The 12,819-nt window shown below is 31.0% G+C and carries 15 protein-coding genes; 1 reads left to right on the top strand and 14 read right to left on the bottom strand.

Going from position 1 to position 12,819, the window contains the following annotated elements:
- From DW1_RS08890 to DW1_RS08840, 11 genes are all read right to left on the bottom strand, one after another.
- A partial coding sequence (locus tag DW1_RS08890; protein ID WP_074350268.1) for a bifunctional 4-hydroxy-3-methylbut-2-enyl diphosphate reductase/30S ribosomal protein S1 occupies window positions 1-1,764 on the bottom strand: 1,764 nt, incomplete at its 3' end.
- Window positions 1,765-1,783: 19 nt separating this feature from the next.
- Entirely contained in the window at window positions 1,784-2,368 is a 585-nt protein-coding gene (locus tag DW1_RS08885; protein WP_074350267.1) for a lysophospholipid acyltransferase family protein, read from the bottom strand.
- On the bottom strand, window positions 2,368-3,027 hold the full coding sequence (gene cmk / locus DW1_RS08880; RefSeq protein ID WP_074350266.1) for a (d)CMP kinase: 660 nt from the start codon (window positions 3,025-3,027) through the stop codon (window positions 2,368-2,370). Before cmk ends, DW1_RS08885 begins: the two co-directional genes overlap by 1 nt.
- 149 nt (window positions 3,028-3,176) lie before the next feature.
- Entirely contained in the window at window positions 3,177-3,623 is a 447-nt protein-coding gene (locus DW1_RS08875; protein ID WP_074350265.1) for a hypothetical protein, read from the bottom strand.
- 105 nt (window positions 3,624-3,728) lie between these two features.
- The gene (locus DW1_RS08870; RefSeq protein WP_074350264.1) at window positions 3,729-4,955 is read right to left on the bottom strand and encodes a BaiN/RdsA family NAD(P)/FAD-dependent oxidoreductase; all 1,227 of its coding nucleotides are present in this window, start codon (window positions 4,953-4,955) and stop codon (window positions 3,729-3,731) included.
- 3 nt (window positions 4,956-4,958) lie between these two features.
- A complete protein-coding gene (locus DW1_RS08865) occupies window positions 4,959-5,570 on the bottom strand; it encodes a histidine phosphatase family protein (protein WP_074350263.1) in 612 nt (203 codons plus the stop codon).
- Window positions 5,571-5,778: 208 nt separating this feature from the next.
- Window positions 5,779-6,678: a MurR/RpiR family transcriptional regulator gene (locus tag DW1_RS08860; protein ID WP_074350262.1), complete on the bottom strand. Its 900-nt coding sequence runs from the start codon at window positions 6,676-6,678 to the stop codon at window positions 5,779-5,781.
- A gap of 4 nt (window positions 6,679-6,682) precedes the next feature.
- Window positions 6,683-7,225, bottom strand: a complete 543-nt coding sequence (locus DW1_RS08855; protein ID WP_074350261.1) for a 2-oxoacid:acceptor oxidoreductase family protein — start codon at window positions 7,223-7,225, stop codon at window positions 6,683-6,685.
- 1 nt (window position 7,226) lies between these two features.
- Window positions 7,227-8,048, bottom strand: a complete 822-nt coding sequence (locus DW1_RS08850; RefSeq protein WP_074350260.1) for a 2-oxoacid:ferredoxin oxidoreductase subunit beta — start codon at window positions 8,046-8,048, stop codon at window positions 7,227-7,229.
- Between the two features lies 1 nt (window position 8,049).
- The gene (locus tag DW1_RS08845; RefSeq protein ID WP_074350259.1) at window positions 8,050-9,189 is read right to left on the bottom strand and encodes a 2-oxoacid:acceptor oxidoreductase subunit alpha; all 1,140 of its coding nucleotides are present in this window, start codon (window positions 9,187-9,189) and stop codon (window positions 8,050-8,052) included.
- Window positions 9,179-9,391, bottom strand: coding sequence for a 4Fe-4S binding protein (locus DW1_RS08840; RefSeq protein ID WP_074350258.1), 213 nt, complete (start codon window positions 9,389-9,391; stop codon window positions 9,179-9,181). The genes DW1_RS08845 and DW1_RS08840 overlap by 11 nt, the downstream gene beginning before the upstream one ends.
- A gap of 250 nt (window positions 9,392-9,641) precedes the next feature.
- Here DW1_RS08840 and DW1_RS08835 point away from each other — a divergent pair, with 250 nt between their 5' ends.
- Window positions 9,642-10,280, top strand: coding sequence for a hypothetical protein (locus tag DW1_RS08835; protein WP_074350257.1), 639 nt, complete (start codon window positions 9,642-9,644; stop codon window positions 10,278-10,280).
- Between the two features lie 101 nt (window positions 10,281-10,381).
- On the opposite strand, the gene DW1_RS08830 is transcribed toward DW1_RS08835, so the two are convergent.
- From DW1_RS08830 to DW1_RS08820, 3 genes are read right to left on the bottom strand one after another with little or no spacing between them, the layout of a single operon-like run.
- The gene (locus DW1_RS08830; protein WP_074350256.1) at window positions 10,382-11,779 is read right to left on the bottom strand and encodes an oxaloacetate decarboxylase subunit alpha; all 1,398 of its coding nucleotides are present in this window, start codon (window positions 11,777-11,779) and stop codon (window positions 10,382-10,384) included.
- 19 nt (window positions 11,780-11,798) lie between these two features.
- Window positions 11,799-12,371: a tRNA 5-(aminomethyl)-2-thiouridylate-methyltransferase MnmM gene (locus DW1_RS08825; RefSeq protein WP_074350255.1), complete on the bottom strand. Its 573-nt coding sequence runs from the start codon at window positions 12,369-12,371 to the stop codon at window positions 11,799-11,801.
- Window positions 12,372-12,375: 4 nt separating this feature from the next.
- Complete coding sequence (locus DW1_RS08820) at window positions 12,376-12,819, bottom strand: GNAT family N-acetyltransferase (protein WP_074350254.1); 444 nt, start codon at window positions 12,817-12,819, stop codon at window positions 12,376-12,378.

Here is a 12,819-nt window from a genome sequence, read left to right as displayed (position 1 = left end):
AATTTGTGAAATATGGACTAACCCTTCAATACCTTGTTCTAACATTATAAAGGCACCAAAATCAACTAGTCTAACTACTTTTCCTTCTACTATATCACCAATGCTATATTTTTCGTCAATATTCTCCCATGGATGTGGAGAAGCCTGTTTTAAACCTAATGAAATTCTGTTTTTTTGTTTATCAGCATCTAATACAAGTACCTTAACCATATCTCCTTCTTTAACTATCTCTTTAGGATGTTTTACATGAGACCAAGAAAGATCAGAAATGTGAATTAGACCATCTACTCCTCCAATATCAACAAACGCTCCAAAGTCAGTAATTCTCTTTACTTCACCTTCTATAATTTGATTTTTCTCAATATTTTTCCAAAGTTTATTCCTTTTAGCTTCAATTTCTTCCGTTTCAACAATTTTTCTTGAAAGAACTATTCTCTTTTTATTTCTATCAAAATCAATCACTTTTACGTCAAAGGATTTACCAACAAAAGCTTGTAAATCACTTACAAATCTATTAGCAATTTGAGAAATAGGAATAAATCCTCTCAAGCCTTTAATTAGGGCAATGACCCCGCCATTTACAATTTCAATTACTTTAGCATTTACTGTAGACTGATTTTTGTATGCTTCTTCTATTTCATCCCAACTTTTTACTGTATCTACCCTTTTCTTAGATAGGATAACATTACCATCACCATCATCAAGTTTAAGGATAAGTACTTCAATTTCATCTCCTACAGAAATAATATCGGAAGGAATTATGTCGGGATCATTAGTAAGTTCATCCCTCTTTATGATACCATCTGACTTGTAGCCAATGTTTACCATTACCTCATCATTTCTTATTGATATTACCTTACCTTTCACAGTTTCCCCTCTATGAACCTTAACCATTGTATCTTCAATAGCTTTCATCAGTTCATTCATATCTCCTAAATTGCTCATTTTGTCGTAAACCTCCTTAATAATCCAGCTAGGAGTTGAAGCTCCTGCTGTTAATCCTACGATATTAAATTTTTTTAATTCGCTAATAGGTAACTGGTCAGCTGTTTCAATATGAAAAGTATTAATGCAATATTTTCTACTAATTTCAACAAGCTTTTGTGTATTAGAGCTATGGTATCCGCCTATAACCACCATTGCTTCAGATATCTTAGCAATTTCCTCACATGATTTTTGTCTTAGCTGGGTGGCATTACATATAGTGTTAAAAACTCTTACCTCATTTCCTCTAAGTGAAATTAGCTCTACTAACCTATTAAACTTACTTTCATAAAAAGTAGTTTGTGCTACAATACATATTTTATCATAATTTAACATAACTTCAATATCTTCTTCATTATTTATTATTATCGCACTATTATCACACCAACCATTAATGCCAATAACCTCAGGATGCTTAGCATTGCCTATAATTACAATTTGATAATCTAAAGCGTGAAATTCTTTTACTTTATTTTGTATTTTCCTAACAAAAGGACATGTACAATCAATTATCTCAATATTCTTTTCCTTAGCAATATCATAAACATACATTGGAACACCGTGAGAACGGATAATTACCTTACAATTTTCTACCTCTTGTATATCATCTATAACGTATAATCCTTCTTTTTTCAGTTGTTCAATTACATTATTGTTATGAATTAATGGACCTAATGAATAGATCTTGACTTGATTGTCTGTAAGCATTTCCTTAGCTGATTCAACTGCCTTATTTACTCCAAAACAAAATCCCGAGTTTTCAGCAATAATGATTTTCAAAGCTTTTCCTCCTATTTATTTACACTTTTTTAAGACTATAAATTGTAGTCATAACTTGTCTGCTTAACTCTTTATAATTATCCATATTTAACTTCTGATCATAATATTCTTCTAGAATTATTGGTTTACCTATTATCACACGTGTTTTTCTAAATAGCTTGTACTCTGTATCTATATATATTGGTATAATTGGAGCTTTTCCCTTAATGCTAATCATTGCAATACCAGGTTTTGCATTATCAGCATCTTCATCTTTTTTTCTAGTCCCTTCAGGAAAAATTCCTAAAACATTATCACATTTTAAAACTTTCAGTGAGTTTCGTATTGCTGCTAAATCTGCACCATCTCTATCTACAGGAAAAGCTCCTAACTTTCCCAGTAAACTACTTAAAAACTTATTTTGAAAAAGCTCTTTTTTTGCCATAAAATGTATTTGCCGTGGAATTGAAATTCCCACTATAATAGGATCTAGAACACTAACATGGTTAGAGCAGACAATCACTTTACCTTTATCAGGGATATTTTCAATCCCCTGTAATTCTATTCTAAAAGCTAATCTGAAAATTACAAGCAAGAGCCCTCTTGCAAAACCATAAAGCGACATTATTTCCCACCTCTATTAACTATTTCAAGTATATGTACAACTACTTCTTCTATGGTTTTATCAGTAGTATCTATTTCAATTGCATCTGCACATTTTACTAAGGGAGAAAATTCTCTTGTACTATCGATTCTATCTCTTTCTCTAATTTCTTCAATTATTGCATCTAAGTTCACATTATAACCTTTTCCTTTTAGTTCCTTGTATCGCCTATAGCCTCTCTCCTCAATAGAGGCAGTAATATAGAACTTATAGTTTGCATTGGGAAGAACAAAGCTTCCAATATCTCTTCCATCCATGATTACACTCTTATTGCGTGCTATATCCCTTTGAATCTCAACCAGTTTTTCCCTGACTTCTTTAATTTTAGCTACATCAGAAACATTAGTACTTATTTGATTATCTCTGATCTCTTCATCAACATTTTTCCCATCTAAAAAAATGTGATTATTTCTAAAGTCTATAGAAGTACTTTGAAGGATTTTATATAATTCTTTTTTATCATGTATATTGATATTATTCTTCAATAACTTTAAAGTCAGCGCTCTATACATTGCACCGGTGTCAATGTATATAATATCTAGTTCTCTAGCAATTTTTTTAGAAATTGTACTCTTACCCGAACCTGCAGGTCCATCAACAGCAATTGTTAGATTTTTCATGTTCCTTTACCTCTCTTAATAAACATAACCACCTACTAGGTGGTCTATCACTTATATTTTCTAATATCAAATATCATTATATATTAAAATAAAATACTTCTCAAGAAAATTTATCTAATTAGTACTTGATATGAGATCAATGATATCTTTTATTTTAGCTTAACCTTCAATAATGTTTTAATACCTTCATTTATTGTAAAAATATCATTAAGATTTGGTTCTTCAACATTTTTACTTACTCCAACTACCTTCAGTATAGCTTTATCATTACAAAGAGTATTATCAAGTTCAATAACATCACCGTTAATTACTTTTAATATTAGCTCGTCATTCTCATTAAAATTGTATTTACCCTTGCCCTTTACTTTGATAAAAAACTCCTCAATTTCTTTACCGTTTTTTTCAAAAACTATATAACCTACTTGCCTTCTTTTTATAGATTCACTTTCAAAATTATATGCATAATCATCATAAAAGGCAGGCATCTCCATATCTTTTATAAATCCTAGCTGCATTATTAAAAAAAATACACCAATTACACTTAACGCTAATACTATTGACTCAATTCTATTAAAAATTTTTTTAATGTCTCTCATTTCTTTACCTCCATATAAGTACTATTAAAATAAACTATGCCCAAAAAATAAAAAAAATGTACTTTACAGTACATTTATATAGTAATATCGAAAATTTATTTATTGTTAGCAATTTAATCCTGCCAGATACCCAGTAGAGTATGCAATCTGTAAATTATAACCTCCAGTTAATGCATGTACATCAATAACTTCCCCCGCAAAGAATAATCCCCTAACTATTTTAGATTCCATTGTTGATGAATCTATTTCTTTAGTTGACACTCCTCCAGAAGTAACTATGGCCTCATCAATAGGTCGAAAGTCAGAAAAGCTCATTTCTAAATTTTTTAATAATAATACTAGCTCTTTTCTTTCTTCTCTTGTTATTTGATTTACAAACTTATCCTCAGCAATACTAGATAATTTAATGATTACAGGTATCAACTTTCTAGGCAATAAATTTTCTAAAGAATTTTTAAATTGTTTTTTTGAATACTTTTCAAAATCTCTCAAAATCCTCATCTCTAGTCTTTCATTGGTTAGAGATGGTTTTAAGTCTATAGAAATTTTTATTTCACTACCATAATATTTATTGATATAGCTGCTCATAGATAGAACAATAGGACCTGATACACCGTAATGTGTAAATAATAATTCTCCAAAATCTTCAAAAATTTTTTTGTTTCCAACATATGCGGATATTCTTACATTCCTTAATGCTAGGCCCTGTAACTCTTTTACCCAATCCTCTTTAATTATACAAGGTATTAAAGCCGGTTTTAAGTCTGTAATTGAATGTCCAAAGTTTTTAGCAAATACATATCCATCACCAGTAGAACCTGTTTGTTGATAGGATTTTCCCCCAGTTGCTATGATTACTTTATTAAAATATTGTTCCTCTGAGTTAGACAAAGCAATTTTAAAGTTTTTATCATCTAGTTTTTCTATAGATTTAATTTCTTTATTTAGCTCTATCTTAACCCCATTCTTAATTAGATGTCTCTCTAAGGCCCTGATTACATCACTAGACTTATTACTAACTGGAAAAATTCTGTTGCCCCGCTCTATTTTTGTCTCCACTCCATACTGACTTAGTAATTCAACAATATCATTATTTGTAAATGAGTAAAAAGCGCTATACAAAAATGATTTATTAGATACAATATTATCTATTAATTCATCAACTTCACCAGCGTTTGTAATATTACATCTTCCTTTACCAGTTATAAACATCTTTTTCCCAAGTTTATTGTTTTTTTCGAATAAAACGACATCTTTACCTAAAGACCCGGCTGTAGCTGCTGCAATCATGCCAGCAGGCCCTCCCCCAATTACTGCTATTCGTTTACCCAAAAATTACTCCTCCTTTAGATGACTAGTATCATTAAGTACTCTTAAAACCGGTGAATAATCTCTAAATTCTATAATACTGAGACTGGTATTACCAATAGTAAGTTTATTATAATAAGAAATATCAATGCCCAATATCCCTAAAATTAAAGCTTTTATAGAAGCACCGTGGGAAACTATAAGTATATTCTTATCTTTATTATTTTTTAAAAGAATATTTACTATTTTTAGAAGCCTTTCCTGTAAATCAATAAGACTTTCTGCCTCAGGAAGCTTTAAATTATGGGGTTCTGTCATCCATATAGTATGTTCTTTACTATATTTATCTAATATCTCTTGTGTGGTTAGTCCTTCCCACACCCCAAATTTAATTTCTCTTAATTCTTCAAAAGTGTTGACTTCTAATCCAAGTTTATCCCCAATTATTTTTGCAGTATCAAAGGCACGACTTAAATCACTAGAAAAAATAATGTCAATTTTTTCCTTACATAGTCTTTCTGCAACCTTTCTAGCCTGCTCTCTACCTAAATCAGTGAGATTTGTATTACTTTGACCCTGTATCTTGCTTAGGATGTTCCATTCAGATTCTCCGTGTCTAACTAAAAATAGTCTTCCCATTATAACCTCCTAGAATAAAAAATAAAAATGTATAAGAATGTTCTACTATGCAATATTTATATAATCTTATAAGTTCAAATAAAAGTTTCTTTAGCTTATTTGAGTTTATTATATACATTATAAGTTATAAATAATAAAATTTCTATATATATTATCAATTATGATAACATTTTTTATGATAAATATATTAAATAAAAGAACTGATAAATTAATCAGTCCTTCTATTTTCCCCATTATTTATTTTATCTTTGTTATCATAAATGTTATACTCTTTCCATATATTTTCTAACTCATTAAAGTATTTCTCTATTTCATCTTTTTCTCTCATACCTATTGCTATAATTAATGCATTCAATAAACTCATAGGAGCTACTAATGAATCAACAAAAGACAACATATTACTCCTTGCAATAAGTGTATAGTCTGCTAAGCTTGCTATTGGTGAAATTAAACTATCTGTAATTCCAACAACCTTACATTGTTGTGTTTTCACGTATTTTAGTGCATCCAGTGTTCTTCTAGAATATCTGGGGTAACTTATTCCTATTACTAAATCGTCTTTGCTTACCCTAATAATCTTTTCAAAAGTATCACTTATTCCTGTACTTACAACCTTTATATCATCTAATATTATTCCTAAATAAAATCCTAGATATTCTGCTAACGCTGCTGAGCTACGAAGACCTAGTATGTATACTCTTTTTGCTGATAAAATACTGTCTATTACCTTTTCAAAAGTTTCCACATTCATTTCATCTATTGTAGCCTTTATATTCTCCATATCTGTTCTTAGAACTTTTTTTAGACCTACTTCATTATCAGAGTATTCACTGGACATACTTAATCTTTGTACTGTTGTAAGCTTATTTTTTATAAGCTCCTGTAAGGCCCTTTGCAAACTTGGATATCCTGAAAATCCAAGAGTTAATGCAAATCTCACTACTGTAGACTCGCTTACTCCCACTACTTCACCCAATTTGGCTGCAGTCATAAATGCTGCCTTATCATAGCTAGACATAATGTACTCTGCAATTAGCTTTTGTCCTTTGCTTAGCCTCGTAAAATTCACTTGAATAACTTTCATTAAGTCTTTCTTTTTATCTTCCATATCATCATTCCCTACATTCTTTTGTAAGCTTCATGCCTTCTTCTAATGCCTTTTCATTAAAAGTCTCTGTTCCTCTAGGAACTCTTGCTAAAACAGCACTTTTTAAAGATTTAGTTGAAACAATTTGAGATATACTATTAATTGCACCAAGGGCAACAATATTTGCAACTAAAGGCTTATTCAATTTATTATTAGCAGTGTCTAAGATAGGAATACTAACAATATTGATGTCATCTCTCTTAGGTGAAACGATGCTATCGTCTATTACTAAAGTGCCACCTTTTTTCAAACTACTAATATACTTGTCACATGCAAGCTGAGTTAAAGCTAATAGCAAATCACTATCCTTCACTTTAGGATAATGGATCTCTTCATCACTTATTATTACTTCCGCTTTACTAGCTCCTCCTCTCGCCTCAGGACCATATGACTGAGATTGAACTGCATTTTTACCATCTTCAATTGCAGCTTCTGCTAAAATAATACCAGCCAATATCAATCCTTGACCACCTGAACCACTTAATCGTATTTCATATTGACTAGACATATTATCTCTCCTTTTGAAAACTATCGATAATTTTTTGGTACTCCTCTGTATATTCAGGTCTTGTAACCTTATAAAATTCTCCTATAATAAGCTTTCCATCACTTTGATCTTTACCCACTTTTTCAGCTGCCTTAATATTTATTGAATTCTCCTTCAGATACTTCATCATATCAACTGCGTTTCCCATTTTGTTTTTTCTGCCAAAATATGTTGGACATATACTTGCAACTTCAACAAATGAAAATCCTTTATTCTTAATACCTTCTTCAACTTGACTAATAATCATATTAGCATGATAGGCTGTTGAACGAGCAACATAAGTTGCCCCGGCGGCTTTTACAAGTTGGCATAAATCAAAATTTGAATCAATGTTTCCATATGGAGCTGTTGTCCCTACAGCACCAGTAGGTGTTGCTGGCGAATACTGCCCACCAGTCATACCATAAATGTTATTATTAAATACAATTGTTGTAATTCCTATATTTCTTCTAGCTGAATGAATTAGATGATTACCTCCTATAGCAGCGCAGTCGCCATCTCCAGTGATAACTATTACTTCTAGCTTGGGGTTTGCCATTTTAATTCCAGTTGCAAAAGATAACGCTCTTCCATGAGTAGTATGCAAGGTATTAAAGTCCATGTAACCAGTAGCTCTAGAGGAGCAACCTATTCCAGATACTATACATACATTATCCTTATCTAAACCTAAATTATCGATAGCTTTAGTTATTGACCTCATAACAATACCATTACTACATCCTGAACACCAGATGTGAGGTAATTTATTTGATCTAAAATAAGATTCTACGAGTTTGCTAGGCACTTTAATAGACCTCCTTAATCTTGGCTAGAATTTCATCTGGTGATATTAGTTCACCATTTACACGATTACATTTGTGCACTTCAGAATATTTACTAGCTACTCTTTCAACTTCAATAGCATATTGACCAAGATTCATTTCTGCTACTATGATTTTTTTAATATTTTTAGATAGCTGCATAATTTGCTTATCTAAGAATGGCCATATAGTCATTGGTTTAAATAATCCTACTTTTAAACCTTGTTTTCTTGCCAATTCAACTGCATGCTTTGCAGATCTAGCAGTTCCACCATATGCAATAATTACAACTTCAGCATCATCACACAAATATTCTTCATATAAGGAAATATCATCTTTATTTAGTTCAACTTTATCTACAAGCCTAGACACAAGCTTTTCTGCTACTTCTGGTTTAGTACTTGGGAAACCGGTTTCATCATGTACAAGACCGGTTACATGATATCTATACCCCTCTCCAAAAGGAACCATTCTGGGAACTATCTCTCCATCTAAAACCTCATATGGTTTATATTCATCACTGTTCTTATCAGGTTTAATTCTATCTACTATCTCAATATCTTCAAAATTAGGTATTTCTATTTTTTCTCTAAGATGTCCAATAACTTCATCCATTAGCAGTACAACAGGGGTTCTATACTTTTCAGCAATATTAAAGGCCTTTATAGTTAAGTCATAAGTTTCTCTAACTGATGATGGAGTAAGTGCAATGATTGGATGGTCACCATGTGTTCCCCATTTTGCTTGCATTACATCGCCTTGGGCAGGAGCAGTTGGTAAACCAGTACTTGGTCCCCCTCTTTGTACATTTACAACTACACAAGGAACTTCTGCAATAGCTGCATAGCCAAGGTTTTCTTGTTTTAATGAAAAACCAGGTCCGCTTGTAGCTGTCATAGATTTTAGCCCAGCTAATGAAGCTCCTATTACTGCGCCCATACTAGCTATTTCATCCTCCATTTGTATAAACTTACCACCTATTTGGGGTAGTTTCTCTGCAGAAAGCTCAGCTATCTCAGTAGATGGTGTAATTGGATAGCCTGCATAAAATCTCATTCCTGCAGCAATTGCTCCCTCAACACAAGCTTCATTTCCTTGCATTAATTTAATCCTTTTACTGTCCATCTTCTCTACCTCCTAAGTAGATTGCATAATCTGGGCATCTTAGTTCACACTGACCACATTTAATACATGCTTCTATGTTCTTAATACTTATTTTGCCACATTTAAGTTCTAAAACACTTTTAGGGCAAAACTCTACACAAATCCCACAGCCTTTACACCACTCAACTTTAAGTTTAAGTACTTTTTCACTTGTGGCAGCCAATTTAAAGTCCCCCTTATAATATTGTTAAAATCTTCTACAATTACATAATATCAAATCAGCTATAGATATGCAATTTAAATTTCATTTTTTTAACTAATTTAAATATTTTGCAAGTTTAACTTCATTCCCCATGTATACAATTACTTGATTATAAATTATCAACTAAAAGTTAAAAATACTAATATTTTTGTTTTATGAGCAAATAATAATTATTATCATGCAAATTTCAATGCTTTACAGGAGTGATTTTATGATACAAATTGATGATGCTGGAAGCGGAAGCTTAATAGGTGGTACTTGTATAGGTGCAATGCGAAAAGAAACTAAAGAATTTTATTATGATATTATACCTATAGAGTTTTATAAAGGTTCAGCATTCAATGAAAAAAAATATCTTGATTATGTAATAATAATAGTAAATAGCCTACTAAAAAAGCTAAATGTTAATAAAGATGAGGAAATCCATGTATGTAGAGGATATATGTTCGATAATCTTAGAAAATGGTTATCAAAAGAAAAATACAACTTTATAAACTGCAAAATTGAAGAGCCATTACAAAGTATAATTGAAGAGACATTTGAAAATTATTGTTTAAGCCTAGGCCTTTATAAAGATTATATTCGTTTTAATAAATACCCTTTTCATTTTCATACTATTTTAAAATGGGTATATGCAGACTATGAAAATAGAAAAGAACTCTGTAAAACTGGATGGAAAAGCTGGAAAAAATACGGAAATTTACAAACTAGTATTAATGAAAGTATTGTTCAGAAAGACAACATTATATGCCTAAAATGTGGTGAACTAATAGAAAAAGAAACAGCTGCAAAAGTAATAACCTACATTAGCAATAGGAAAACAGCAATTTTATTGCATAAAGATTGTTGAATCAAATGAATTTTTTTATTTTTAAAAAATATATGGTTAAATATTATCTACTTAATATTTAACCATACACTTTTATGTGACCATGATTTGTTTCTATGTCCCTAAACTGGATAAGTTTTTTCCTCAACATTAAGTAATGAGCTATCTATTTTATACTTCTCAGCTTGTCTATGCTGAAAGAAACTAACTGCAACTTGAGGAAATGATGCATAAGTCAATACATCTTCATCTTGTTCAATATACTCCTTAATTTCACTTTTTATTTTTTCTAACTGTGGCTCTAATAAATCTGCAGGTCTACCTGAATAAACTTCCTCGTCTCCAATTATTTTCTTCTTAATCTCAGATGAAATAGGAACTGCTGGCTTCCCATATAACCCTTTTACATAATTTCTAACCTCAGAAGGAACCATTTTATACCTTTCACCTAGTATAATATTAAAAACAGCTTGAGTACCTACCATTTGGCTCATAGGTGTTACTAAAGGTGGAAAACCTAAATCCTCTCTAACCTTTGGAATTTCATTAAGAACTTCATCAAATTTATCAAGTGAACCTTGCTTTTCTAGTTGAGATACTAGGTTTGATAGCATACCACCTGGAACTTGATTTATCAAGGTTTTACTGTCCACTGCTAAAACTTTAGGATTTAAAATACCTTCTTTTATATATTTCTCTCTTATGGGTTTAAAATAGTCTGCAATCTCAGCAACTAAACCTAGATCTAATCCTGTGTCATATGGAGAATCTTTTAATGCTGCAATCATTGATTCAGTAGATGGTTGACTTGTTCCCATGCTAAAAGGTGAAAGTGCTGTATCAACTATATCAACTCCTGCTTCTATTCCCTTCATATATGTTTGATTGGCAACACCACTAGTAAAATGAGAATGTAGTTGTATTGGAATTTTAATCTCTTTTTTCAATTTGCTAACTAATTCATAAGCAGTATATGGTAAAAGTATACCTGACATGTCTTTAATGCATATAGAATCTGCACCCATGCTCTCCATTTCCTTAGACAGTTTAACATAGTATTCAATATCATGAACTGGGCTTATGGTATAAGAAATGGCTGCCTGAGCATGACCACCAGATTTTTTTGTGGCTTCTATTGAGGTTCTAAGATTCCGTATATCATTTAGTGCATCAAATATTCTTATAATATCAATTCCGTTACCAATAGACTTCTTAACAAATTCTTCAACTACATCATCCGGATAATTCTTATATCCTAAAAGGTTTTGTCCTCTTAGAAGCATTTGAAGTTTTGTTTTCTTGAATACCTTTCTAAGTTTTCTAAGTCTCTCCCATGGATCTTCATTTAAATACCTTAAACAAGAATCAAAAGTTGCTCCTCCCCAGACTTCCAATGAGTGAAACCCTACTTCATCTAGTCTTTCTGCAATAGGCAGCATTTCATCTGTTTTCATTCGTGTAGCGATTAAAGACTGATGGGCATCTCTAAAAATTGTCTCTGTAATTTTTGGTTTAGCCATGACACATTCCCCCTAAATTTTATAATTTATTTTTCTCTACACAATAAAGTATAGGTGGGTTATTGATTTGATTTATAAACTCAAATTTTAAGACATTAAACTCCTTCTGGTCTAAATTTGATAAATACTCCTTAACATACTTTTCTTCTGTTTTTCCTTCCTCATGACCTACATAAGTGGTAATCACTAATAGACCATTCTCTTTTAATAGATTTAAGCTCTTTTCTATTGCTATAGTAGTAGATTTTGCTTTTGTAACTATACTATGATTGCCACCAGGTAAATATCCTAAATTAAATATTACTAAGTCAGTTCTTTCATCAATATACTTATCTATATTTTCATGACTGTCCTGTATTAAATATACCCTTTCAGCAAGTTTATTCTCAATTAATTTTTGATTCGTATTTTTTATTGCAGATTCTTGAATATCAAATCCATATACTTTCCCTTCTTGTCCAACTAATTTAGCAAGTAAAAGTGTGTCATGACCATTTCCTGCTGTAGCATCTACAACTACATTGCCTATTTTAACTTTCTCTAGCATTATCTCTCTCGTAATACTAATTACATTGTTAACATATTTATACACATTATCAGCTCCTTCTACAGGAACTACAGTCTTTATTAAAGAACTCTTCTACATCACATTCTAAAACAGTGTCTGAGTTCATTGTAGTACCTAAAATTATTTCTCTAATATTTTTGTCAACTTCACAAAAACCTTTTTTAATCAGATATTGATTATGTCCTATAAAGTATGCCTTACTAATATTCCTTCTTAAGCAATAATTTAAAACACCTCTTAAAAGTCCGTCACCTAATTTTTCTCCTCTTCTTTTTTCATCTATAATAAGAAAATCTATAATTGCATAGTCATAATTAGTAATTAAGCTACAACCTCCTACTATTGCACTATTATCCTCTATGATAAAACATATACTGCTTTTACTTATATTTATCTCCATATTGTTTTTATTTAAAATATTCGCAACAAATTCAATTTCCTCTAAATTTATAGTTTTTCTAACTACTATCAT

It is taken from the genome of Proteiniborus sp. DW1, assembly GCF_900095305.1.
Classification (GTDB): Bacteria; Bacillota; Clostridia; order Tissierellales; family Proteiniboraceae; genus Proteiniborus.
Note: the sequence above shows the minus strand (reverse complement) of the source record. Positions and strands in the feature narration are given on the sequence as shown.

Excerpts from the sequence above, each read along its gene's own strand:
- DW1_RS08845 (WP_074350259.1), bottom strand. The coding sequence starts at position 9,189 with ATGGACAGTAAAAGGATTAAATTAATGCAAGGAAATGAAGCTTGTGTT.
- DW1_RS08885 (WP_074350267.1), bottom strand. The coding sequence starts at position 2,368 with ATGTCGCTTTATGGTTTTGCAAGAGGGCTCTTGCTTGTAATTTTCAGA.
- DW1_RS08860 (WP_074350262.1), bottom strand. The coding sequence starts at position 6,678 with ATGGAAGATAAAAAGAAAGACTTAATGAAAGTTATTCAAGTGAATTTT.
- DW1_RS08865 (WP_074350263.1), bottom strand. The coding sequence starts at position 5,570 with ATGGGAAGACTATTTTTAGTTAGACACGGAGAATCTGAATGGAACATC.
- DW1_RS08820 (WP_074350254.1), bottom strand. The coding sequence starts at position 12,819 with ATGATAGTAGTTAGAAAAACTATAAATTTAGAGGAAATTGAATTTGTT.
- cmk (WP_074350266.1), bottom strand. The coding sequence starts at position 3,027 with ATGAAAAATCTAACAATTGCTGTTGATGGACCTGCAGGTTCGGGTAAG.
- DW1_RS08855 (WP_074350261.1), bottom strand. The coding sequence starts at position 7,225 with ATGTCTAGTCAATATGAAATACGATTAAGTGGTTCAGGTGGTCAAGGA.
- DW1_RS08830 (WP_074350256.1), bottom strand. The coding sequence starts at position 11,779 with ATGGCTAAACCAAAAATTACAGAGACAATTTTTAGAGATGCCCATCAG.
- DW1_RS08835 (WP_074350257.1), top strand. The coding sequence starts at position 9,642 with ATGATACAAATTGATGATGCTGGAAGCGGAAGCTTAATAGGTGGTACT.
- DW1_RS08875 (WP_074350265.1), bottom strand. The coding sequence starts at position 3,623 with ATGAGAGACATTAAAAAAATTTTTAATAGAATTGAGTCAATAGTATTA.